The sequence below is a fragment of the Leisingera daeponensis DSM 23529 genome (genome assembly GCF_000473145.1).
GTDB classification, from domain to species: Bacteria; Pseudomonadota; Alphaproteobacteria; order Rhodobacterales; family Rhodobacteraceae; genus Leisingera; species Leisingera daeponensis.
In genome coordinates this window covers 1806889-1829567 of the sequence record NZ_KI421500.1, presented here as the reverse complement: position 1 = coordinate 1829567, position 22679 = coordinate 1806889, and the positions used below count along the sequence as shown (strand labels likewise).

Below are 22679 nucleotides of genomic sequence, written 5' to 3'. Positions count from 1 at the left end.
TATGACACAAAAATGGGTCAATCCACTCAGTAATTGATAAAGTTATCTCGCAAATTCCCGTTCATAGTGGTCTCACTGATTTCGGAGGCGCGACATGACCCTGGCAGCATTCAAACAGACAATCCGGCAGGCCGCACAGGACGGAACCCTTGGCCGCAGCGTGATTGGCGACGGGGTGATGATCCCCGGTCTCGATGGCGATGTGCCGCTGGTCTATGCCGACTACGTCGCCTCCGGCCGCGCCCTGCGCCAGGTGGAGGATTTCGTGGCCGCCCAGGTGCTGCCCTTCTACGCCAACTCCCATACCGAGGCGTCGTACTGCGGCACCCAGATGACCCGGCTGCGCCGCGAGGCGCGCAGCGAGATTGCCCGCCTCACCGGCGCCACGGCACAGGATGCGGTGATCTTCACCGGCTCGGGCGCCACCGCGGGCCTCAACCGGCTGGTGAGCCTGTTCGGTGTCAACGAGGCCGCCCGCCCGGTCGTCTTCATCGGCCCGTATGAGCATCACTCCAACATTCTGCCCTGGCGCGAGAGCAAGGCCGAGGTGGTCGAGATCCCCGAAGCGGCAGAGGGCGGTCCGGATCTGGCGGTGCTGGAACTGGCCTTGAGACAGCACGCGGCCAGCGATCTGAAAATCGGCAGCTTCTCTGCGGCCTCCAACGTGACCGGCATCGTGACCGATCCCGATCCCATCAGCCACCTGCTGCACGCCCATGGCGCGCTGTCGGTCTGGGACTATGCCGGCGGCGGTCCCTATCTGCCGGTTGACATGGGCGCGGGCGGCGCGGCGCGCAAGGACGCCGTTGTCGTCTCACCGCACAAGTTCCCGGGCGGTCCCGGCGCTTCTGGCGTGCTGATCGTCAACCAGTCCGCTGTCCGCCGCCGCTGCCCGTCTTGGCCCGGCGGCGGCACCGTCAGCTTCGTCTCCCCCTGGCGCCATGAATACAGCCAGGACCTGGCCGCCCGCGAGGAGGCCGGCACCCCCAACGTGATCGGCGACATCCGCGCGGCCCTGGCGTTTCTGGTTAAGGAGGCCGTGGGCCAGCAGCAGATCGAAGCCCGCGAAGCCAGGTTTGCACAAATGGCCTGGGACGGCTGGCTGTCCAACCCGCGCCTGCGCATCCTTGGCCACCGCGAAGCGCACCGGCTGCCGATCTTCTCCTTCCTGGTGACGGACGCGGCAGGCAAGCCGGTCCATCAGCAGCTGTTCACCCGGATGCTGAGCGACGTCTACGGCATCCAGGCCCGCGGCGGCTGTGCCTGCGCAGGCCCCTACGCGCACCGTCTGCTGGGCATCAGTCATCCGGAATCGGAAACCCTGTTTGCCGACCTGCAGGCGGGGGAGGAGATGAAGAAACCCGGCTGGGTCCGGCTCAACTTCTCCTACCTGATGGAGGATGAGACAGCGCAGTACATCATCAATTGCGTCAATGACCTGACAATGAAGGCCGGGGAGATCGCAGCCCGTTACAACGCCGATCCGCAAACCGCGCGCTTCAAAGCGCAGGCCGCCTAAGGGCATCCGGACGGGATGCTTTCCCGCATCGGGGAAGCACCTCACATGCTTGTGAAATGTAGGCAGTCGGCCCCGTCATTTAAAGGGGAATGTCTATCCCAAATCCCCCGCGACCGCACCCGCCCGGCATGGCACGCTTTACCCAGTAGTTAATTGGTTGGAGCGAGGCCATGGCTCTCAAGCTTTCTGCCCCCGTTGGCGACAAGAAACGGATTACCAAGCCGGACCCCAAGACCGGCGAAAGCAAATTCAAGCCGGTGAAAAACGCGCCCGCGGATGTCGAACTCGTCCGCCTGATGCTCAAGGCAAACGGCTATTCCGTCGAGATCAGCACCAAATGCGATGCCGGGCTGATCACCATGATCCGCGATTTCCAGAAGAAGAAACTGGGCTTCAAGAAGCCCGACGGCATCGTCGATCCCGGTATGCGCACCTGGAATGCGGGCCTGCCCAAACTGGCCGCGATGCACGCCGCCGACACCAAGGTGGAACGCGTCGAGGTGGTCGAAAACGGCAAGACCAAGCTGATCACCGTGGCCGAGTTTGAAGCCGGGCAGGAAGAACTGCGCCGCAAGCTGCTGGCCAAGGCGGAAATGATGTACGGCCAGGCGGAATCCTGGGTCGATTTCTGCAACGATGTGGAACACACCCGCCAGGGCAACGAGACCTTCCTGAACGCGCTGACCGAATTCGCCGTCAGCGTGGTCAACGACAAGACCGATCCGCCGTGGACCCCGATCCTGAACGCCCGCTCCGAGGCGAGTTTTCTCAAGACCTTGACCAGCAAGAAAAAGCCGGACTGGAAGAAGGTTTACAAACAGGATGTGAAGGCAACCAAGGCCTATAACACCGGCGGCAAGGCGTTCAAGAAGTTCATCGACCAGCGCATCAGCACCGCCGGCGCCATCGTCTGGAAGCTGGAGGTCGTGCGCGAGGTCTCGTTTGCCGTGGTCGAAACCTACATGACCGCCCGCCTGGTGGCGACCAAGGGCATGTCGCCCGCCAAGGCCCACGCCATCGCCGCCGCCAGCACCGAGGCGCTGAAATCCAGCGCGGGCCAGCTCGGCGAGCATCTGGCGGGCAACACCGTCACCTGGGACGGCGCCGCCAAGAAGGTGTTCATCGACAGCTTCATCGCGGGCCTGGCGGGGGCGGCCGGCGGCAAGCTGACCGCCAAGCTGTCCGCAGGCCTTGCCGATGACCTGGCCAAGGCCGCGGCCTCCAGGCTGTCGCGCGAAATGCCCAAGAAGGCAGTGAAGGCTTTCTTCGAGAAATTCCTGAAATCCAAGGCCGGCGAAGCCATGGTGACGGAGGCCTTGAAGGAAACCATCGGCCTCGCCAAACCCCTGATCGAAAAGGGCCGCCCGCCTAACACCAAGGAAATCAAGGAAAGCATCGCCAAGATCCTGACCGCGGGGATCATGTCCGCAGGCGCCGGCAAGGCGCTGGAGGCATTCTCTTCCGGCTTCACCGGCGCCGCCGAAAAATTCCTCAAGACCACGCTGGCGCCCGCCGCCATGGAAGGCGCGGTCAAGAAGGACCTGATTGCCAAATACGGCACCAAGGCGACGGAGGATTTCATCAAGCTGCACGGCGACGCCATCTATGGCGAGATTGCCAAGCAGATCTCCGGCAAGACGCTCAGCAAATACGCGGGTGAGGCGCTGGCCGGCGCGGACGGCTCGCAGTCAGCCTCCACCATGCAGAAGCAGGCCAACGAGGCGATGCGCAAGGACATGGAACTGCGCAAGCAGATGCAGAAGATCATCATGGCCGAAGCCAAGCGTAAAATGCCCAAGGCTGCAGCCGCGCACTGACGCGCGCATGCGGCCGGGGCAGACTGCCGCTGGGGGGCGGCAGCAAGGGGGAAGCGTCATCTTGGTGCTTCCCCGTCCGCGTTTGGGCCGTTATGACGGGTTGGAATTAAGGAGCCCGTATTATGACCCAACTCACACCGCAGCCCGGTATCATGGACATCGCCCTCTATCAGGGCGGGGCTGCCCATGTGAAAGGGGTGAGCAATGTTGTGAAGCTCTCCTCGAACGAGAACCCCTTTGGCCCCAGCCCGCGCGCAATTCAGGCGATGCAGGAGGCGGCCGCCCATATGCACCGCTATCCCAGTTCGGATCACGCGGCGCTGCGGCAGGCCATCGGCGAGGTGCACGGGCTGGAGCCGGAGCAGATCATCTGCGGTGCCGGCAGCGACGAGATCATCGCTTTCCTGTGCCAGGCCTATGCCGGGCCGGGGGATGAAGTTCTCTATACCGAACACGGCTTTGCCATGTACCGCATCAGCGCGCTGGCTGCCGGTGCCACCCCGGTGGAGGTGAAGGAGCGCGAGCGCATCACCGACGTGGACGCGCTGCTGGCGGGCTGCACGGCACGCACCAAGCTGGTCTTCATCGCCAACCCCAACAACCCCACCGGCACCATGATCAGCGAGGCCGAGGTGGCGCGGCTGGCAGATGGCATTCCCGATGGTGCGCTCCTGGTGCTGGACGGCGCCTATGCCGAATATGTCGAGGGCTTTGATGCCGGCGCCGCGCTGATCGGCGCCCGCAGCAACGTCTTCATGACCCGCACCTTCTCCAAGATCTACGGGCTGGGCGGCGCCCGGATCGGCTGGGGCTACGGCCCCAGGGAGATCATCAACGTGCTGAACCGGGTGCGCGGCCCCTTCAACGTCTCCAGCACCGCGCTGGCGGGGGCAGAGGCCTCGGTGCGCGATACGGATTACGTGGATTACTGCCGGGCCGAAAACGCCAAATGGCGTGCTTGGCTGGCAAATGCGCTGGCGGAGCTTGGCGTGCCGTCGGATGTCTCCAGCACCAACTTCATCCTGGCCCGGTTCTCCAGCCAGGCAGAGGCGGAGGCTTGCGATCTGTATCTGCAGGCGCAGGGGCTGATCGTGCGCCGGGTGGCGGGCTACAACCTGCCCGCCGCGCTGCGGATCACCATCGGCGACGAAGACTCCTGCCGCCGCATCGCGCAGGGCGTCAAGGCATTCAAAGAGAGCAAGGCCAAAGAGGTTCAGGCATGAGCGGGGAAGTTTACGGCCGCGTCGCGCTGATCGGCCTGGGCCTGATTGCATCCTCGATGTTCTGGGCCATGAAACGCGCCGGGCTGGCAGGCGAGGTCACCGGCTATGCCCGCAGCGCTGAGACTCGTGACACCGCCCGCCGCATCGGCCTGTGCGACCGCGTCTGCGACAGCGCCCAGGAGGCGGTGCAGGACGCCGATCTGGTGGTGCTCTGCGTCCCCGTCGGCGCGATGGGGCCGGTGATGGAGGACATCGCAGCGGTTCTGAAACCCGGCGCCACCGTGTCTGACGTGGGTTCGGTCAAGCGCCACGTGATCGAGGCGGTGCTGCCGCATATCCCCGAGGGCGTGCATTTCGTGCCCGCCCACCCGCTGGCAGGCACCGAGCATTCCGGCCCCGAATCCGGTTTTGCCGAACTGTTCGACAACCGCTGGTCGCTGCTGGTCCCGGTCGAGGGCACCGATCCGGAGGCGACATCACGCCTGCGGGCCTTGTGGGAGGGTATGGGCGCCCATGTCGATGAGATGGACGCCGACCACCACGACCTGGTGCTGGCCGTCACCTCGCACACCCCGCACCTGATCGCCTACACCATGGTCGGCGTCGCAGACGATCTGCGCCGGGTGACCGACAGCGAGGTGATCAAGTATTCCGCCGCCGGTTTCCGCGACTTCACCCGTATCGCGGCCTCGGACCCCACCATGTGGCGCGACGTGTTCCTGACCAACAAGGACGCCACGCTGGAAATCCTCGGCCGCTTCACGGAGGAGCTCTTTGCCCTCCAGCGCGCCATCCGCACCGGCGACGGGGAGCATCTGCACGCCTACTTCACCCGCACCCGCGCCATCCGCCGCGGCATCATCGAGGCCGGCCAGGACACCGACGCGCCGGACTTCGGCCGGGGGCAGAAGAAATGATCCGCGCGGGCGTGCTGATCCTGGCGGGCCTGTTTGGCGGCGCCGCGCAGGCCGCAACGCCGGACGCTTCTCTGGAGCCGCCCGAACGCCCGGCAGCAGACGCGGGGCTGGCGGCTGCCTTGGACCCCGTGCCCGGCATGCGCCCGGCCGCCCGGCCGCAATCCGAGCAGCGCCTGGCAGCAGCGGCCCGCCCCGCCGGCCTGCCTCTGCTGGCCCCCGGAGATTCCCTGGTGCCCTTCGCGCGCCCGGACAGCCTGTCAGAGCAGGTGCTGTTCAAGCGCCGCCAGCGGCGCAAGGGCTCGGTTTGCGGCGACATCGACATTCAGGGGGATGATGCAGGCAGCGTCACCGGAGCGCTGCCCGGCTGCGGCGTCAAGGATGCGGTCAGGGTGCGCGAAATTGCCGGGGTCCGCCTCAGCCAGACCTCGCTGATGACCTGCAACACCGCCCGGGCGCTGAAGACCTGGATCAACCGCGAGGTCGAAACCGCCTTCGGGCGCCGCAACAAGGTCGTTGGCCTGCGGGTCGCGGCCCATTACGCCTGCCGCACCCGCAACAACCGCCCGGGCGCCAAGATCTCCGAACACGGCAGGGGCCGGGCGATCGACATTTCCGGCTTTACCCTTGCCAGCGGCGAGACCGTCACCGTCCTGCACGGCTGGCAACAGCGCAAGACGCGCAAGAAGCTGAAGAAGATCTGGCGCGCGGCCTGCGGCCCCTTCGGCACCGTGCTGGGGCCGGAGGCCGACCGTTACCACAAGGACCACTTCCACCTGGATATCGCCCGGCACCGCGGCGGCTCCTACTGCCGCTAAGGGCCTGGGCCTGCCGGGCTTCCGGTCTCCTTCCGGCCCGGAATATCCCGCAGGAACCCGCACCAGCCAGCACCGCGCCGGCTGCTTGCGGGCACGCGGTCAGCGGATGATCAGCCGCGGCGCATGGCCCAGCGGCAGCGGGCCAAGCGTCACATACCCGTCCCGGAATCCCAAGGCGATGTCGAGGTCGCGGGAATTGCCGCTGGCCTCTGCCAGCAGGCCCAGCACCCGCTCCACCGTGCCGCGCAGGGCAGGCGGCAGCGCGCCGGTGCGCTCGGCCATCAGCACCAGCCCGCGCCAGTTCTCCGCCTGCAGCGCAATTTCCCCCGCGGGCAGCCCCTCTTGGTCCACCGTCAGCGTGCCGGTTGCCTTCAGCCGCAGATCGCCCCAGCGGGCATCGGCCAGTTTCAGGTCAATCCGGCGCGGCTGCGGCCGCTGCTGCTCCAGCGCTGACCGGTCCCAGGGGGCGTCAAAGGCCACCGTCATCTCCAGGGCCAGCGTATCGAACCGCTCCGGCAGCGGCGCGCTGGCCGCCAGCAGCCGCCGCCAGGCCGCGCGCGGCGCAAACTCCTGGGCGCCGGCGCTGATCCGGTAGGTCTCGGGGCGGTCCGTTTGCACCATGCGCAGGTCCAGCGCCGCGCCGCTCAGCACCGTCTCGCCGCCGCGCTCGATCTGCCAGTCGCCGGCAACGGCTGCCAGCTGTTCCAGCTCCAGCGCCGCACCGGGCTTCAGGTGCAGGCTCGCCTGCAATCCCTTTGCGGTGATCACCGCGGTGCGGTCGAAATAGGACAGCCGCTGCGCCGTCGCCGGGAAATGCAGCTCCAGCCGCCCGGGCCATGCGGCTGGGCTGTCCAGCTCCAGCCAGTCCGCCCGCCAGGCCGTGCCGGTGCGGGGATCCGCCAGGGCAGGGCGGCTGATCCGGGTCTGGTGCCGCAGCGGGTAGCCGCTGGTTTCCAGTCCGGAGTGTTCTGCCTGCCAGCCTTGCCGCTCCTGCTGGGAAAACCAGCTTTCGATCCCCATGCGCAGCCCCCAGGCCGCCGCCGCCCAGTACAGGCTCCACACCAGAAGGGCAGCCATCAGCAGTTTTGCCAGACGCATCGGATAGCCTCTTTTGTCCGCAACAGGATTGCTGTTTATAGGGGGGCAGCAAAAAGGGCCAGACGACATGACCATGTGGGTATTCGGATACGGATCACTTCTTTGGAACCCCGGCTTCCCGGTGGCCCGGCGCGAGGTTGCGGTGCTGCACGGCTATGCGCGCTCCTTCTGCATGTCCTCGATCCACCACCGCGGCAGCGAGGAAAAGCCGGGGCTGGTGCTGGCGCTGGACTCCGTTAAAGACGCCCATTGCAAGGGCATCGCGCTGGCGGTCGAAGCCGGCCACGAAGAGCAGACCCTGGCAGAGCTGCGCGAGCGCGAACTGATTTCCTCCGCCTACCTTGAGCGCGATCTGGAGGTGGAACTGGCGGATGGCTCCATGGTCACTGCCGTCACCTATGTGATCGACCCGCACCACGTGCAGTATTGCGGCGGTCTCAGCCTTGAGGAGCAGGCGCAGATCATCGCCCATGCGGTTGGCGGGCGCGGTCCCAACACCGAATACCTCTACAACACCGCCGAGCATCTGGCCGAGATTGGCCTGCATGACAACGATCTGGACTGGCTGGCCGGCCGGGTGCGGGAAATCACCGCATAAAGCCTTGGCGCTTCTGACACTTTGCTTATAGGCTGCGAACGCAATAAGAGCAGTCAAAAGTGTCAGGAGCCAAGACGTATGGCGCAGCCAGACCGCAAAACCAGGCCGCAATTCTCCCAGCCGGTGCGGCAGATCATCATGATGCTGATCGCACTTGGGCTCTCGGGCTTTGGCGCCTTTGTGGCGCTGCCGCGGGTGCTGCCGGTGTTCCAGGCCAACCCCTGGCTCAACGGCTTCATCGTGTTCGTGTTCGTGATCGGGGTGCTGGCCTGTTTCTGGCAGGTGGTACAGCTTATCGGCTCGGTGCGCTGGATCGAACGCTTTGCCGCCGGCGACAATCAGGAACACCGCCGCCCGCCGTCGATACTGGCGCCGCTGGCCTCGCTCCTGGCAACGCGCAGCGCCCGGATGCAGCTCGGCTCCGCCTCGACCCGCTCCATCCTGGATTCGGTCGCCAGCCGCATCGACGAAGACCGCGAGATCACCCGGTATATCGTCAACCTGCTGATTTTCCTTGGCCTTCTCGGCACCTTCTATGGCCTGGCCACCACCGTTCCCGCCGTCGTTGACACCATCCGCAGCCTGGCGCCGCAGGAGGGCGAAGAAGGCCTGTCCGTCTTCAACCGCCTGATGACCGGCCTTGAGGCGCAGCTGGGCGGCATGGGCGTGGCCTTTGCCTCCTCGCTCCTGGGTCTGGCGGGATCGCTGATCGTGGGCCTCTTGGAGCTGTTCGCGGGCCATGGCCAGAACCGCTTCTACCGCGAGCTGGAGGAATGGCTCTCCTCGATCACCCGCGTGAGCTTCTCCTCCGGCGAGGACGGTGCCGGGGACAGCGGCGTGGTGTCCCAGGTGCTCGACAACATGGCCGAACAGATGGATGCGCTGCAGGCGATGTTTGCCGAAACCTCCGAAGGCCGTGCGGCGGTGGATCAGAAGCTGGGCGATCTGGTGGACACCATTCAGGAGATGAACCGCCGCCAGGAACAGACCGGCACCATCGTTGCGGCGCTGGACCGGGTGGCGGTCGGGCAGGAGGCCCTGACCGAAATCCTGCGTGCCCAGGGGGAGCAGGGGGCAATCGACGCCGAAAGCCGGATGCGGCTGCGCTCGATCGACGTGCAGATGCTGCGCATCCTCGAAGAAATTTCCGCAGGCCGCCAGGAAAGCCTGGCCGAGCTGCGCAAGGACATCGACCTGATGATCAAGGCCTTTGCCCGCCCGCGCGGTCTCTCGCGCGGCGGCCTGCCGGGCCGGGACGCGGGGGAGTAACCGATGGCCCTTTCCCGGCGCACAGGACAGCGGTTCCAGGCCTCGATCTGGCCCGGGTTTGTCGATGCGATGACCGGGCTGCTGCTGGTTCTGATGTTCGTGCTGACCATCTTCATGGTGGTCCAGTTTGTGCTGCGCGAAACCATCACCGGCCAGGAAAGCCAGCTGGATGAGCTGGCGGCCGAAGTCAGCGCGCTGGCCTCCGCCCTGGGGCTGGAGGAACGCGAGAACAGCCGCCTGAACGCCCGGCTGGGGGCGCTGACCTCGACCCTCAACACTGCCGAGCAGGATCTGGCGCAGGCCCGCGGGCTGATCTCCTCGCTGACCGCCGAACGCGACCGCCAGGCCGGTGAACTGGCCGAGGCCGCGAGCCGCATCACCAGTTTCGAGGCGCAGGTGGCCGCCCTGATCGCCAGCCGCGACGCGGCTGAGGCGCGGGTGGCGGATCTGAGCGCCGAACGCCAAAGCCTGGAAGCCGCCCGCGACACATTGCTGAGCGAGCAGGAGGCGCTGAACCTGGCGCTGGCGCAGGCCCGCGGCGAGATAGATGCCCAGACCGAAGCCGCCCGTCTGGCGGCAGCCGAGCGCGAGGCGATGGAAGCGCTGATCGCCAGCCTGAAGACGGAAGAGGCCGCCAAATCCGAAGAAATCGCGGGCCTTCAGGAGCAGCTGAGCGCCGAGGAAGCGGCCCGGATGGTGCAGGCCGCCGCCGCCGAAGCCCTGCGCGAAAAGCTGCAATCCGCAGATGCCGAGCTGACCGCCATGACCCTGGCGCTGGAGGCGCAGCGGCAGGAGGCGGAGGACACGCTGACTTTGCTGGCCGCAGCCGAGGCGGCGAAGAAGCAGCTGGATGCGCAGCTCTCGGAGCTGGAGGCCGCCCGTGCCGGTTCTGATGCCGAGGCCGGACGGCTGGCGGCAGAGCTGGCAGAGGCCAAGGCGGCGCTGGCCGCAGCGGAAACCCAGGCCGGCGAGCTGGACGTGCTGCGCCAGCGGCTGCTGGCGGCAGCCGCCGCGCAGGAAACGGCACAAGCCGGCGCCGCTGAGCAGATGAGCCGCGCCGAAGAGCGCGCCGCCCTGCTGGCTCAGGCGCGGCAGGCGCTCTCGCAGGAGAAGGCGGTGTCAGAGGAGGCCCGCCGCGAAACCGCGTTGCTGAACCAGCAGGTGGCAGCCCTGCGCGAGCAGCTGGGGGGCTTGCAGGCCATTCTGGACGACTACCAGACCCGCGACGCCGCCCAGCAGGTGCAGCTGCAGAACCTGGGCCAGGACCTGAACGCAGCCCTCGCCCGCGCCGCATCAGAGGAGCGCAGGCGGCGGCTGCTGGAGGAACAGGAGCGCAAGCGGCTGGAAGCCGAAGCCGAGGCGCTGGCCAGCAAGGCACAGGATCTGGAGCGCTACCGGTCCGAGTTCTTTGGCCGCCTGCGCGACCTTCTGGGCACCCAGGAAGGCGTCCGCATCCAGGGCGACCGCTTTGTCTTTGCCTCCGAGGTGCTGTTCGCGCCCGGCAGCGCCACCCTGTCGCCCGCGGGCAAGGTGGAGATCGCCAAGGTGGTGTCGATCCTGCAAAGCGTGGTGGCGGCGATCCCGCCGGAGATCAGCTGGATCATCCGGGTGGACGGCCACACCGATGACACGCCCCTGGTCGCGCATCCGAAATTTAACGACAACTGGGAGCTCAGCCAGGGGCGGGCGCTGTCGGTGGTGCGCTACATGGTGGAGGCGCTGGGGGTGCCGCCCTCGCGGCTGGCGGCCAATGGTTTTGGCGAGTACCAGCCGGTGAACTCTGCCGGCACGCCGGAGGCCCGCGCCCAGAACCGGCGGATCGAGCTGAAGTTCACCGAGAAATGATCCGGCCGCAGCTTTGCGGAACGGCCCCGCGCCGCGGCTGGCGCTCGCAGCCCGCTCAAAGCCCCGTGCCGCCGCCGCCGGCGGGAGGTGCAACCCGCTTCACTATTGGAGACAAGCTACTAGTTACGCACGGGTTGCTGCCCCACCGGGCAGTAGGGCTCTTATAATACTATTGCGAAGGCGGGAGTTATCAACGTTTGACAGAAAATGCCCTGCCTGCTGCCGACCCGCTCCTGTTTCCCGGCGCGCTCCCGCCCGGCGCCAGGCCGCCCCGCAGGGGCGTCCGCGCCGGTTGGGCCGCGCATCTGCCGGGGCCGCGGCCCCGGCAGATGCGGCACCGTGATACAGGAACGTTCTAGTCCGGGGTGTCCGCCAGCGTCATGCTGCTGCTGAAGCTGTCCACCTCGCTGCCGCCGCGCAGCAGCCGCGCCGTGCCGGTGTAATGCCCCGCAGGCCAGGAGCCGCCGCGCAGACGGCGGCCGGCCGCGCGGAAGAACTGCGCCTGATCCTTTTCCAGCGCCTCGCGGCGGTTCACAAGCTCGCCGCCCGGGCCGGTCACCGTCAGTTCCAGCGTGTCGCCTTCCTGGCCGCCGAAGGCATAGGCCCAGAACACAAAGGCCGGCGCATCCGCGGCCAGCGGCGCCTGGTCGGCGGTGCCATCCTTGACCGCCTGGTATTCGGGGATGGCGCTGCTGAAGCCCGCGCCCAGCACCCCGCCCGGCCGGTAATCCGGCGGATCCGCCCACAGCGCCGGGGCGGAGGCCGCGCCGCAGGTGCCAAAGCTGTCCGGGGCAAAGGGATCCACCACCGCGCCGTCCTTGCGCACCGACAGATGCAGATGCGGGAACTGTGTCTTGCCGGACAGGCCGACTTCGCCCAAGGCATCGCCGGCCTTCACCTTCATGCCGCTCTGGACCTGGATCGAGCCGCGCTTCATGTGGCAATACTGGGTTTCCCAGCCGCCGCCGTGCTGCAGCACCAGGCCGTTGCCGCACTCCTTGCCGTCGATCGCGGCGGCATTTTCGGCTGTCGCATACTGATCCGGCATGGTGTTGCGGGTGCCCAGGACCACGCCATCCGCGGCGGCGCGGACCGTGGCGCCGGCCCGCATGTCCGACAGATAGGGCAGGGCGATATCCGTGCCCTTGTGGCCGTCATAGCTAAGCTTGCCGCAGGTGAAATCTGCGGCCCCGGGGCCTGCGTCGTGGTCCACGTACTGCTGGATGTGGCAGTCCTCGCCCAGGGTGCAACCGAGCGGGAACTGCAAACGAAAATCGCCCGCCGCGGCGGGCGCGGCGAGCGATAGTGCGATCAGCAGCCCTGCGGGGCGCATCAGTCCGCGGTCAGCAGCGGCGGCCGGTCGCCGGAAATCCGCGGGTTGCTGGGGCCTTCCAGGCGCAGATCCAGCTTGCCGTCCTTGATGCCGACCTTGACGACGCCGCCCTTGGTCAGCTTGCCGAACAGCAGCTCTTCTGCCAGCGGCTTCTTGATGTGCTCCTGGATGACGCGGCCCAGCGGACGCGCGCCCATGCGGTCGTCATAGCCCTTGTCGGCCAGCCACTCGGCGGCCTTGCGGGTCAGCTCGATCGAGACATTGCGGTCCATCAGCTGCGCTTCCAGCTGCAGGACGAATTTCTCGACCACCTGCAGGATCACTTCCTTGCCGAGCGGCGCGAAGGAGATCACCGCATCCAGGCGGTTGCGGAACTCCGGCGTGAAGGTGCGCTCGATGGCGGCGGTATCCTCCCCCTCGCGGCGGTCGCGGCCAAAGCCGATGGCGGCCTTTGCCTGCTCCGATGCGCCCGCGTTGGAGGTCATGATCAGGATCACGTTGCGGAAATTGACCGTGCGGCCGTTGTGGTCGGTCAGCTGGCCGTTGTCCATCACCTGCAAGAGGATGTTGTAGACATCCGGGTGCGCCTTCTCGATCTCATCCAGCAGCAGCACGCAGTGCGGGTGCTGGTCGACACCGTCGGTCAGCAGGCCGCCCTGGTCGAAGCCGACATAGCCCGGAGGCGCGCCGATCAGGCGGGAGACCGCATGTTTCTCCATGTATTCCGACATGTCGAAGCGCAGCAGTTCGACGCCCAGCTGATCCGCCAGCTGTTTCGCGACCTCGGTCTTGCCGACGCCGGTCGGGCCTGCAAACAGGTAGTTGCCAATGGGCTTTTCCGGCTCGCGCAGGCCTGCCCGGGCCAGCTTGATGGCGCTCGACAGCGCGGTGATCGCATCATCCTGGCCGAAGACCACGCGCTTCAGCGATTTCTCCAGATCCTTCAGCACCTCGGCATCGTCCTTGGAGACGTTCTTGGGCGGGATGCGGGCGATCTTCGCCACCACGGCCTCGATCTCCTTGACGCCGATGGTCTTGCGGCGCTTGCTCTCGATGAGCAGGTGCTGCGCGGCGCCGGCCTCGTCAATGACGTCGATGGCCTTGTCCGGCAGCTTGCGGTCGTTGATATAGCGCGCCGACAGCTCCACAGCGGTCTTGATCGCTTCACCGGTGAACTTGATGCCGTGATGCTCTTCGAAATAGGGTTTCAGCCCCTTCAGGATCTCGATGGAGTCCTCCACCGACGGCTCGTTCACGTCGATCTTCTGGAACCGGCGGGACAGCGCGCGGTCCTTCTCGAAATGCTGGCGGAACTCCTTGTAGGTGGTGGAGCCCATGGTGCGCAGCTTGCCGCCCTGCAACGCGGGTTTCAGCAGGTTGGACGCATCCATCGCGCCGCCGGAGGTGGCGCCGGCACCGATCACGGTGTGGATTTCGTCGATGAACAGCACCGCGTCCGGGTGGTCTTCCAGCTCCGAGACCACGGCCTTCAACCGCTCCTCAAAGTCGCCGCGGTAGCGGGTGCCCGCGAGCAGCGCGCCCATGTCGAGCGAATAGATGGTGGTTTGCGACAGAACATCCGGCACTTCGCCCTGGACGATCTTGCGCGCCAGGCCTTCCGCAATCGCGGTCTTGCCGACGCCGGGGTCGCCCACCAGCAGCGGGTTGTTCTTGCGGCGGCGGCACAGCACCTGGATGCAGCGCTCCACTTCCTGGTCGCGGCCGATCAGCGGGTCAATGTCGCCCTTGCGGGATTTGGCGTTCAGATCGACGCAGTATTTGGCCAGCGCCGACTCCTTCTTTTCGCCTTCGGGCGTGGTGGTCAGGTTGTCCTCTTCCTGCTCCGTCGCGCCGGTCACCGGGCGAGATTCCCCGTAGGCCGGATCCTTGGCCACGCCATGGGCGATGAAGTTGACCGCGTCATAGCGGGTCATCTCCTGGTCCTGCAGGAAATAGGCGGCGTCGCTTTCGCGTTCGGCAAAGATGGCGACCAGCACATTCGCCCCCGTTACCTCAGTGCGGCCGGAGCTTTGCACGTGGATCGCGGCGCGCTGAATGACGCGCTGGAAAGCGGCGGTCGGCACCGCCTCCGATCCGTCGATGTCGGTGACCAGATTGGCAAGATCCTCATCCACGAATTCCACCAGGGAGGATCGCAATTCGGTCAGGTCCACGCTGCAGGCGCGCATCACGCGGGCCGCGTCGGGCTCGTCGATCAGGGCCAGAAGCAGATGTTCCAGGGTTGCGAATTCATGACGGCGTTCATTCGCCAGCGCGAGCGCTGCGTGAATGGCCTGTTCCAGGGTGCTCGAGAATGAAGGCACGGGCGTGCTCCTCTGATCTTGGGTTGGCCGGCGGGGCGGTATTAACCAACCCCTCAGTTCAACCATGTGCTTATATGGTTAGAGTTTGGTTGATAGCGCGCCGGCTTCAAGGGCTTTTCTTCATTTTGGGGTCACAATTATTTTCTCCCTGTTGCGCCCCGGGACCCTTGATTTGCTCAGAAATTGTCTTTGCGCTTGCGGATTTCGGCAAAAACCTCCGCGTCTTCAGCGTCTTCCATGCCCAAATGCGCCCTGATAGCGCTATCTGCGGCACGCAGGAACGGATTGGTGTCAAGTTCCAGCTGCAGGGAGGAGGGCACCGTCGGGATCCCTTTCTCCCGCGCGCGTGCGATATCGCGGGCGCGGTCCTGCAACGCCGGGTTGCCGGGATCCACCGTGACCGCAAAGCCGGCGTTAGCCTGAGTGTATTCATGGCCAGAGTAAACCACGGTCTGCGGCGGCAGCGCGGCAAGGCGCGACAGGCTGGCCCACATCTGCTGCGGCGTGCCCTCGAACAGCCGCCCGCAGCCCAGTGCCATCAGGCTGTCGGCGGTGAACACGGCCGCCGCGCCCGGGATGTAATAGGCGATGTGCCCCACCGTGTGGCCGGACACATCCATCACCTGAACCTCTTCGCCCATGAGGCTGAATGTGCCGCCATCCTCGACCGCCTTGTCCAGCGGCGGCAGCCGGTGCGCGTCTGCTTCGGCGCCGATCACCTTGGCGCCATAAGCTTCCCGCAGCTCTGCCACCCCGTCCACATGGTCCCAGTGATGATGCGTCAGCAGGATCCAGTCCAGCCCCCAGCCGCGCTCCGCGAGCGCCGCCTTGACGGCGCCAGCCTCCGGCGCATCCACCAGCGCGGTCTCGCCCGAGGCCGGATTATGGATCAAAAAGGTATAGTTATCGGACAGGCAGGGCAGGGTGATGATCTCAAGAGGCATGGTCATTCGCCTTTACATTGCTAAACTGCACCCAGATTGGCCGAAGCAGCAGGCGCCCGCAATGCATCTCGACGTGCAGGATCTGAGGAACTTCTACTACCGCAGCACGCTGGGCCGTGCGGCGCAGGCGTCGATCCGCGGCCGCCTGCTGGAGCTGTGGCCGGAGGCCGAGGGGCTGACGGTGGCGGGCTTCGGCTTTGCCGCGCCGCTGTTGCGTCCCTACCTGGCGGAGGCGCGCCGGGTGATGGCGCTGATGCCGGGGCCGCAGGGGGTGATGCAGTGGCCTGCGGGGATGCCCAATGTCTCGGTTCTGTGCGAGGAGACCAGCTGGCCCGTCGATACCGGCCGGATCGACCGGCTGGTGCTGCTGCACGGGCTGGAGACCTCGGAACGGCCCTCCCGCCTGCTGGAGGAATGCTGGCGGGTGCTGGGGCCGGGCGGGCGGGCGATTTTCATCGTCCCGAACCGGGCCGGGTTCTGGGCGCGCTCCGATCTGACCCCGTTCGGCTATGGCCGCCCCTACACGCTGCGCCAGCTCGAAGGCCAGCTGCGTGAGCATCAGTTCGCCATCGAGCAGCACACCGCGGCGCTCTACCGGCTGCCCAGCCACAAGCGGTTCTGGCTCAAATCCGGCGCCATGCTGGAGAAGATGGGCCGCAAACTGCCCGCGATGCTGGCCGGCGGGGTGTTCATGGTCGAGGTCAGCAAGCAGACCTACCCGCAGAAGGGCCACATGATCCGCTCCAAGACGCCGAGCCGCATCCGGGTGCTGGAAGGCCTGTCCAATCCGATGCCGGAACCGGCCTGACTTTGGGGGCGCGGATTTCGATTCCCTGAAACTGTCCGCAGGCACGCCGCAGCGCGGCAAAAGCGGCCCCGGCAGCGATGTGTGACGGTTTTTGCCGCAAATGCCGCTTTCCGGAATCGCCAAATTCTGCAGTTCAGCCGCACTTTTTTATTTAACGACTGTGGTCAAAGGGCCGCACTTCCCGCAAGCCTTTGAAAACACGTGAAACATGCTTTTATCCGTTACCGTTATAGGCAGTTGATAGGTCGCATCCGCTCTGCTAGACCCACGCTGATTTCAACGCCCCGCTGCCAATGGGGGATGACTCACGCCCCCGGACGCCGCCTGAAGGCCAGGTATGCCAACCGGGGCCAAAAACATATCGGAAGGGTGGACGTGTCCGAACCAGCTTCGATTTCTGCAGGCATTGCTGCGCGCTATGCCACGGCGGTGTTCGACATCGCTGAAGAAAACAAGGCGCTCGACAGCCTTGAAACCAGCATCAATGACCTGGCAGCCGCGCTGGCTGACAGCGAAGACCTCAACAGCCTGATCCGCTCGCCGCTCGTGTCGCGCGAAGAGCAGGGCGCCGCGATCACCGCGGTGGCAGACAAGATGGGGCTGGATCCCGTCCTGCGCAATACCCTTGCCCTGATGGCCGACAAACGCCGCCTGTTCGTGGTGCCCGCGCTGATCGACGCGCTGCGCGCCCGGCTGGCCGACGCCCGCGGCGAAGTCACCGCCGAAGTGGTGTCCGCCAAGGCTCTGACCAAGACCCAAAGCGACAAGCTGGCCAAGACCCTGGCCGAGCGCGTGGGCAAGAAAGTCACCATCAATGCCACCGTCGATGCGTCCATCATCGGCGGTCTCGTCGTTAAAGTGGGCTCGAAGATGATCGACAGTTCGATCCGCTCCAAGCTCAACTCCCTACAGAATGCAATGAAAGAGGTCGGATAAATGGGTATCCAAGCAGCAGAGATTTCTGCGATCCTGAAAGACCAGATCAAGAATTTTGGTCAAGAAGCTGAAGTGGCAGAAATCGGCCGCGTGCTGTCCGTTGGTGACGGTATTGCCCGCGTTTACGGCCTCGACAATGTTCAGGCCGGTGAAATGGTCGAATTCCCGGGCGGCATCATGGGTATGGCGCTGAACCTGGAAAACGACAACGTCGGTATCGTGATCTTCGGCTCCGACCGCGACATTAAAGAAGGCGACACCGTCAAGCGCACCAACTCGATCGTGGACGTTCCGGCCGGCCCCGAGCTGCTGGGCCGCGTTGTCGACGGTCTGGGCAACCCGCTGGACGGCAAGGGCCCGATCAACGCCTCCGAGCGCAAAGTGGCAGACGTCAAGGCGCCGGGCATCATCCCGCGTAAATCGGTGCACGAGCCGATGGCAACCGGCCTCAAGTCGGTCGACGCGATGATCCCGATCGGCCGCGGCCAGCGCGAGCTGATCATCGGCGACCGTCAGACCGGTAAAACCGCCGTGGCTCTGGACACCATCCTGAACCAGAAAACCTACAACGACGCCGCAGGCGACGACGAGTCCAAGAAGCTGTACTGCGTCTACGTCGCGGTCGGCCAGAAGCGCTCGACCGTGGCCCAGCTGGTGAAGAAGCTGGAAGAAGCCGGCGCGATGGAATACTCCATCGTCGTGGCCGCAACCGCGTCCGACCCGGCGCCGCTGCAGTTCCTGGCGCCCTACGCCGCAACCGCGATGGCCGAATACTTCCGCGACAGCGGCAAGCACGCGCTGATCATCTATGATGACCTGTCCAAGCAGGCCGTGGCCTACCGCCAGATGTCCCTGCTGCTGCGCCGTCCGCCGGGCCGCGAAGCCTATCCGGGCGACGTTTTCTACCTGCACTCCCGCCTGCTGGAGCGTTCGGCAAAGCTGAACGAAGACTTCGGTGCCGGCTCGCTGACCGCTCTGCCGGTTATTGAGACCCAGGGCGGCGACGTGTCCGCGTTTATTCCGACCAACGTGATCTCGATCACCGACGGCCAGATCTTCCTGGAAACCGAACTGTTCTACCAGGGCATCCGCCCCGCCGTGAACACCGGTCTGTCGGTTTCGCGTGTGGGCTCCTCGGCCCAGACCAACGCGATGAAGACCGTTGCAGGCCCGGTGAAACTGTCGCTGGCCCAGTACCGCGAAATGGCGGCCTTCGCCCAGTTCGGTTCCGACCTCGACGCCGCCACCCAGCAGCTGCTGAACCGCGGCGCCCGTCTGACCGAGCTGATGAAGCAGCCGCAGTACTCGCCGCTGACCAACGCTGAGATCGTCTGCGTGATCTTCGCCGGCACCAACGGCTACCTGGACAAGATCGCGCTCAAGGACGTCAGCCGCTGGGAAGCGGGCCTGCTGGCGCATATGCGCGGCAAAGGCAAAGAGACCCTGGACTGGATCACCAACGAAGATCCCAAGATCAAGGGCGATGCCGCTGACAAACTCAAGGCTGCGATCGACGAATACGCCGCCACCTTCGCATAAGGAGAGAGTCGGGACATGCCTTCTCTCAAGGACCTTAAAAACAGGATCGAGTCGGTCAAATCGACCCGCAAGATCACCAAAGCCATGCAAATGGTGGCCGCGGCGAAACTTCGCCGCGCCCAGGAAGCTGCCGAGGATTCCCGGCCCTACACCAAGCGGTTCAACGCCGTGATGGCAGGGCTGGCGGCCTCGGTCGGCGGCAGCGACTCCGCGCCCAAGCTGCTTCGCGGCACCGGCTCGGACCAGGTTCACCTCCTGGTGGTCATGACCGCCGAACGCGGCCTCTGCGGCGGCTTCAACTCGAACATTGCCAAGCTTGCCCGCCAGAAGGCGGCCGAGCTGAAGGCCGCGGGCAGGACGGTCAAGATTCTGACCGTCGGCAAGAAGGGCCGCGACGCCCTGAAGCGCGACCTTGGCAGTGATTTCGTCGGCCATGTGGACCTCAGCGATGTCAAGCGCGTCGGCTATGCCAACGCGCAGGCCATCGCCAAGGACATCCTGACCCGGTTCGATGCTGGTGAATTCGACGTTGCCACGATCTTCTTCTCGGAGTTCGTCAACGTGGTGACCCAGATCCCGACCGCGCAGCAGATCATCCCGGCCTCCTACGAGGGCGGCGAGGCCCAGGACGGCGCATCTGCGGTCTATGACTACGAGCCCGGCGAAGAGCGGATCCTGGCGGACCTGCTGCCGCGCGGCGTGGCGACCCAGATCTTCTCGGGGCTGCTGGAAAACGGCGCATCCGAACAGGGTGCCCGGATGAGCGCGATGGACAACGCAACCCGCAACGCGGGCGATATGATCGACAAGCTGACCATCGAGTTCAACCGCTCCCGCCAGGCCGTGATCACCAACGAGCTGATTGAAATCATTTCGGGCGCTGAGGCGCTCTAAGAGACAACCGGAGACCAACAAATGGCACAAGCAAAAGGCAAGGTGACCCAGATCATCGGCGCCGTTGTGGACGTCCAGTTTGACGACCACCTGCCCGCAATTCTGAACGCACTGCACACCGAAAACGAGGGCAAGACCCTGGTTCTGGAAGTGGCACAGCACCTCGGCGAAAACACCGTCCGCACCATCGCTATGGACGCAACCGAGGGCCTGGTCCGCGGCCGCGCCGTGAGCGACACCGGCGCGCCGATCTCGATCCCGGTCGGCAACGCCACCCTGGGCCGCATCCTGAACGTGGTGGGTGAGCCGGTGGACGAAAAGGGCCCGGTCAACGCGACCGAAACCCGCGCCATCCACCAGCCCGCGCCCGAGTTCAGCGAGCAGTCCACCGAGTCCGAGATCCTGGTGACCGGCATCAAGGTGATCGACCTGCTGGCCCCGTACTCCAAAGGCGGCAAAATCGGCCTGTTCGGCGGCGCCGGCGTGGGCAAGACCGTTCTGATCATGGAACTGATCAACAACATCGCAAAAGTGCACTCCGGCTACTCGGTGTTCGCGGGTGTTGGCGAACGGACCCGTGAAGGCAACGACCTGTACTGGGAAATGATCGAATCCAACGTGATCAAGCCGGACAACCTGGAAGAATCCCAGGTGGCCCTGGTCTATGGTCAGATGAACGAGCCTCCGGGAGCCCGTGCCCGTGTTGCGCTGACCGGCCTGACCCTGGCCGAACAGTTCCGCGACCAGTCCGGCACCGACGTTCTGTTCTTCGTGGACAACATCTTCCGCTTCACCCAGGCAGGCTCGGAAGTGTCGGCTCTGCTCGGCCGTATCCCCTCCGCTGTGGGCTACCAGCCGACCCTGGCCACCGACATGGGCGCGATGCAGGAGCGTATCACCTCCACCAAGAACGGCTCGATCACCTCGATCCAGGCCGTCTACGTTCCCGCGGACGACCTTACCGACCCGGCACCGGCAACCACCTTTGCCCACCTGGACGCGACCACCGTTCTGAACCGTGCGATCTCCGAGCTCGGCATCTACCCCGCGGTGGACCCGCTCGACTCCTCGTCGCGCCTGATGGACCCGCAGATCGTTGGCGAAGAGCACTACAAAGTGGCTTCCGACGTTCAGCAGATCCTCCAGCGCTACAAGTCGCTGCAGGACATCATCGCCATCCTCGGCATGGACGAACTGTCGGAAGAGGACAAGCTGACCGTTGCGCGTGCGCGTAAGATCCAGCGTTTCCTGTCCCAGCCGTTCGACGTTGCGAAGGTGTTCACCGGCTCTGACGGTGTGCAGGTTCCGCTGGAAGACACCATCTCGTCGTTCAAGGCGGTTGTGGCCGGCGAATACGACCACCTGCCCGAAGGCGCCTTCTACATGGTTGGCGGCATCGACGAAGTGCTCGCCAAAGCCGAGAAGATGGCTGCGGAAGCCGCCTAAGAACGGATTTTCCCCCGCGCTTTCGCGGTGCGGGGGAACCCTGAAAGGAGGCCCCAATGGCACAAACGATGCAATTCGACCTCGTCAGCCCCGAGCGCGCCCTGGCGTCGCTGCAGGTGAGCGCGGTTCAGATCCCCGGAGCCGAGGGCGACATGACGGCGATGCCGCAGCATGCGCCCACCATCACCACCCTGCGCCCCGGCGTGCTGAAGGTCGAAAGCCCGGAAGGCAACGCGGAGTATCTGGTGACCGGCGGTTTTGCTGAAATCGCAGGCGACAGCCTGTCGGTTCTGGCCGAACGCGCGATCCCGATGACTGAGATGACCCGCGATCAGATGAACGAGCTGATCGAGGAAGCCCGCGAGATGTACAAGACCGCGAAAGAGGAAGACCAGCCGCACGGCCTGGTCGAGGACGCAGCCAAGCTGCTCGCCGACATGGAAGCCCTGGGCACCCATATGTCCCTCTGATCCAAACGCGGATTGGACGATACAGAAACCGGCTCCCCTCTGGGGGCCGGTTTTGTTTTTTGGGGCAGGCGGGTCTCGGACGGCTGCAGGACGATAGTGGACCGTTCCTCAGTAGGAGCGGGATAGGGGATTTGCGGGGCAGAGCGGTCCTTAAGACGGAGATCTCAGTTCTACTACTCACGGGCGAGTGCAGTGGTCGTACCCAGAGGTGCGGCAACGCAAGGACATATCTGAAGCAAGGGCACGCTCTTCCTCCGACAGTTCAGATGCTTCCTTTTTAACGTTTCCTGAAGCTCCAGTGTCTCCCAGGTCTTCAGCGATCAAGAACCACATCAATGCCATGACACGGTCACGCTTTAAGCCTGTGCCGGTTGCATACAAAAAGCCCAACATGTTCTGAGCCTTTGGATTACCCTGATGGGCCGCAAGGCTGAAATACTTGACGGCCTTTAAAGGGTCGCGAGCGAACCCCTCGCCTTTGCCTTGCAGGTAGAGGTTCCCAAGATAAAGCTGGCCCGTGTCCGAACCCTGGTCAGCAGCCATCTTGTACCACTTGATGGCTTTGGGGATGCTCGGAGATTCCCCACAAGCACATTCGCTTAAAATACCCATTCCAACTTGGGCGCGGGCATCACCTGCTCTTGCCAAAGGCAGCCACTCTTTGCGTGCGTTTGCGTAATCGCCCTTGATATAGGCTTGGGTGCCAGTGGCAAAATCCGCAATACCCGGTGTAGCTGCCAGAAAGGACAAACAAAGAACGCCGACCTGAATTAGGCGGCTGGAAAAATGGGACAATGGACAAAATTCCTGTTCAAAAAGTGTTCGCCCGACACTTGCACGCGCTTGGGCTACACGCAACCGCCGTGAACAGCTAAGCGGCGAGG

Annotated in this window: 19 protein-coding genes; 14 read left to right on the top strand and 5 right to left on the bottom strand. The window is 65.1% G+C overall.

The genetic code is table 11. From position 1 onward, the window contains the following. Nucleotides 1-94: 94 nt before the first annotated feature. From DAEP_RS0109370 to DAEP_RS0109350, 5 genes are all read left to right on the top strand, one after another. Complete coding sequence (locus tag DAEP_RS0109370; RefSeq protein ID WP_027244471.1) at nucleotides 95-1519, top strand: aminotransferase class V-fold PLP-dependent enzyme; 1425 nt, start codon at nucleotides 95-97, stop codon at nucleotides 1517-1519. A gap of 170 nt (nucleotides 1520-1689) precedes the next feature. After that, on the top strand, nucleotides 1690-3336 hold the full coding sequence (locus DAEP_RS0109365) for a peptidoglycan-binding protein (RefSeq protein ID WP_027244470.1): 1647 nt from the start codon (nucleotides 1690-1692) through the stop codon (nucleotides 3334-3336). Between the two features lie 122 nt (nucleotides 3337-3458). Then, the gene (gene hisC, locus DAEP_RS0109360) at nucleotides 3459-4559 is read left to right on the top strand and encodes a histidinol-phosphate transaminase (RefSeq protein ID WP_027244469.1); all 1101 of its coding nucleotides are present in this window, start codon (nucleotides 3459-3461) and stop codon (nucleotides 4557-4559) included. Further along, nucleotides 4556-5476 carry a prephenate/arogenate dehydrogenase family protein gene (locus DAEP_RS0109355; protein ID WP_027244468.1) on the top strand — a complete coding sequence of 307 codons (921 nt, stop codon included), beginning with the start codon at nucleotides 4556-4558 and terminating at the stop codon, nucleotides 5474-5476. Before hisC ends, DAEP_RS0109355 begins: the two co-directional genes overlap by 4 nt. Beyond that, nucleotides 5473-6291 carry an extensin-like domain-containing protein gene (locus DAEP_RS0109350; RefSeq protein ID WP_027244467.1) on the top strand — a complete coding sequence of 273 codons (819 nt, stop codon included), beginning with the start codon at nucleotides 5473-5475 and terminating at the stop codon, nucleotides 6289-6291. Before DAEP_RS0109355 ends, DAEP_RS0109350 begins: the two co-directional genes overlap by 4 nt. Nucleotides 6292-6390: 99 nt before the next feature. On the opposite strand, the gene DAEP_RS0109345 is transcribed toward DAEP_RS0109350, so the two are convergent. Next, entirely contained in the window at nucleotides 6391-7389 is a 999-nt protein-coding gene (locus DAEP_RS0109345; RefSeq protein WP_027244466.1) for a DUF2125 domain-containing protein, read from the bottom strand. 67 nt (nucleotides 7390-7456) lie between these two features. Between DAEP_RS0109345 and DAEP_RS0109340 the strand changes: the two genes are divergently transcribed. From DAEP_RS0109340 to DAEP_RS0109330, 3 genes are all read left to right on the top strand, one after another. Beyond that, complete coding sequence (locus DAEP_RS0109340; RefSeq protein ID WP_027244465.1) at nucleotides 7457-7987, top strand: gamma-glutamylcyclotransferase; 531 nt, start codon at nucleotides 7457-7459, stop codon at nucleotides 7985-7987. A gap of 78 nt (nucleotides 7988-8065) precedes the next feature. Beyond that, a complete protein-coding gene (locus DAEP_RS0109335) occupies nucleotides 8066-9256 on the top strand; it encodes a MotA/TolQ/ExbB proton channel family (RefSeq protein ID WP_008554739.1) in 1191 nt (396 codons plus the stop codon). Between the two features lie 3 nt (nucleotides 9257-9259). Further along, complete coding sequence (locus DAEP_RS0109330) at nucleotides 9260-11101, top strand: peptidoglycan -binding protein (protein WP_027244464.1); 1842 nt, start codon at nucleotides 9260-9262, stop codon at nucleotides 11099-11101. Between the two features lie 355 nt (nucleotides 11102-11456). On the opposite strand, the gene DAEP_RS0109325 is transcribed toward DAEP_RS0109330, so the two are convergent. The 3 genes from DAEP_RS0109325 to gloB all read right to left on the bottom strand — a co-directional run bounded on the left by DAEP_RS0109325 (nucleotide 11457) and on the right by gloB (nucleotide 15708). Further along, nucleotides 11457-12434, bottom strand: coding sequence for a M23 family metallopeptidase (locus tag DAEP_RS0109325; protein ID WP_036760567.1), 978 nt, complete (start codon nucleotides 12432-12434; stop codon nucleotides 11457-11459). Then, the gene (gene clpA / locus DAEP_RS0109320; RefSeq protein ID WP_008557373.1) at nucleotides 12434-14758 is read right to left on the bottom strand and encodes an ATP-dependent Clp protease ATP-binding subunit ClpA; all 2325 of its coding nucleotides are present in this window, start codon (nucleotides 14756-14758) and stop codon (nucleotides 12434-12436) included. Before clpA ends, DAEP_RS0109325 begins: the two co-directional genes overlap by 1 nt. Nucleotides 14759-14934: 176 nt before the next feature. Further along, nucleotides 14935-15708, bottom strand: a complete 774-nt coding sequence (gene gloB, locus DAEP_RS0109315; RefSeq protein WP_036760565.1) for a hydroxyacylglutathione hydrolase — start codon at nucleotides 15706-15708, stop codon at nucleotides 14935-14937. A 55-nt stretch (nucleotides 15709-15763) separates the two neighbouring features. On the opposite strand from gloB, the gene DAEP_RS0109310 reads away from it, so the two are divergent. The 6 genes from DAEP_RS0109310 (at nucleotide 15764) to DAEP_RS0109285 (ending at nucleotide 21795) form a co-directional block, all read left to right on the top strand. Further along, nucleotides 15764-16510, top strand: coding sequence for a class I SAM-dependent methyltransferase (locus tag DAEP_RS0109310; RefSeq protein ID WP_008555155.1), 747 nt, complete (start codon nucleotides 15764-15766; stop codon nucleotides 16508-16510). 375 nt (nucleotides 16511-16885) lie between these two features. Then, the gene (locus tag DAEP_RS0109305; RefSeq protein WP_027244461.1) at nucleotides 16886-17446 is read left to right on the top strand and encodes a F0F1 ATP synthase subunit delta; all 561 of its coding nucleotides are present in this window, start codon (nucleotides 16886-16888) and stop codon (nucleotides 17444-17446) included. After that, complete coding sequence (atpA, locus tag DAEP_RS0109300) at nucleotides 17447-18985, top strand: F0F1 ATP synthase subunit alpha (RefSeq protein ID WP_008556314.1); 1539 nt, start codon at nucleotides 17447-17449, stop codon at nucleotides 18983-18985. A 15-nt stretch (nucleotides 18986-19000) separates the two neighbouring features. Next, entirely contained in the window at nucleotides 19001-19879 is an 879-nt protein-coding gene (locus DAEP_RS0109295; RefSeq protein ID WP_027244460.1) for a F0F1 ATP synthase subunit gamma, read from the top strand. 21 nt (nucleotides 19880-19900) lie between these two features. After that, on the top strand, nucleotides 19901-21325 hold the full coding sequence (gene atpD, locus DAEP_RS0109290; RefSeq protein WP_008553733.1) for a F0F1 ATP synthase subunit beta: 1425 nt from the start codon (nucleotides 19901-19903) through the stop codon (nucleotides 21323-21325). A 56-nt stretch (nucleotides 21326-21381) separates the two neighbouring features. Continuing rightward, a complete protein-coding gene (locus tag DAEP_RS0109285) occupies nucleotides 21382-21795 on the top strand; it encodes a F0F1 ATP synthase subunit epsilon (RefSeq protein ID WP_027244459.1) in 414 nt (137 codons plus the stop codon). Nucleotides 21796-21972: 177 nt separating this feature from the next. Here the strand turns inward: DAEP_RS0109285 and DAEP_RS22560 are convergent, their stop codons facing one another. Then, nucleotides 21973-22590, bottom strand: a complete 618-nt coding sequence (locus DAEP_RS22560) for a tetratricopeptide repeat protein (protein ID WP_154665047.1) — start codon at nucleotides 22588-22590, stop codon at nucleotides 21973-21975. Nucleotides 22591-22679: the final 89 nt, after the last annotated feature.

Bases quoted from the DNA above. Each gene is read 5' to 3' on its own strand.
- DAEP_RS0109325 (WP_036760567.1), bottom strand. From the start codon at position 12,434: ATGCGCCCCGCAGGGCTGCTGATCGCACTATCGCTCGCCGCGCCCGCC.
- DAEP_RS0109295 (WP_027244460.1), top strand. From the start codon at position 19,001: ATGCCTTCTCTCAAGGACCTTAAAAACAGGATCGAGTCGGTCAAATCG.
- hisC (WP_027244469.1), top strand. From the start codon at position 3,459: ATGACCCAACTCACACCGCAGCCCGGTATCATGGACATCGCCCTCTAT.
- DAEP_RS0109335 (WP_008554739.1), top strand. From the start codon at position 8,066: ATGGCGCAGCCAGACCGCAAAACCAGGCCGCAATTCTCCCAGCCGGTG.
- DAEP_RS0109285 (WP_027244459.1), top strand. From the start codon at position 21,382: ATGGCACAAACGATGCAATTCGACCTCGTCAGCCCCGAGCGCGCCCTG.
- DAEP_RS0109340 (WP_027244465.1), top strand. From the start codon at position 7,457: ATGACCATGTGGGTATTCGGATACGGATCACTTCTTTGGAACCCCGGC.
- DAEP_RS0109350 (WP_027244467.1), top strand. From the start codon at position 5,473: ATGATCCGCGCGGGCGTGCTGATCCTGGCGGGCCTGTTTGGCGGCGCC.
- DAEP_RS0109365 (WP_027244470.1), top strand. From the start codon at position 1,690: ATGGCTCTCAAGCTTTCTGCCCCCGTTGGCGACAAGAAACGGATTACC.
- DAEP_RS0109330 (WP_027244464.1), top strand. From the start codon at position 9,260: ATGGCCCTTTCCCGGCGCACAGGACAGCGGTTCCAGGCCTCGATCTGG.
- atpD (WP_008553733.1), top strand. From the start codon at position 19,901: ATGGCACAAGCAAAAGGCAAGGTGACCCAGATCATCGGCGCCGTTGTG.
- DAEP_RS0109355 (WP_027244468.1), top strand. From the start codon at position 4,556: ATGAGCGGGGAAGTTTACGGCCGCGTCGCGCTGATCGGCCTGGGCCTG.
- DAEP_RS0109345 (WP_027244466.1), bottom strand. From the start codon at position 7,389: ATGCGTCTGGCAAAACTGCTGATGGCTGCCCTTCTGGTGTGGAGCCTG.
- atpA (WP_008556314.1), top strand. From the start codon at position 17,447: ATGGGTATCCAAGCAGCAGAGATTTCTGCGATCCTGAAAGACCAGATC.
- gloB (WP_036760565.1), bottom strand. From the start codon at position 15,708: ATGACCATGCCTCTTGAGATCATCACCCTGCCCTGCCTGTCCGATAAC.
- DAEP_RS0109370 (WP_027244471.1), top strand. From the start codon at position 95: ATGACCCTGGCAGCATTCAAACAGACAATCCGGCAGGCCGCACAGGAC.
- DAEP_RS0109310 (WP_008555155.1), top strand. From the start codon at position 15,764: ATGCATCTCGACGTGCAGGATCTGAGGAACTTCTACTACCGCAGCACG.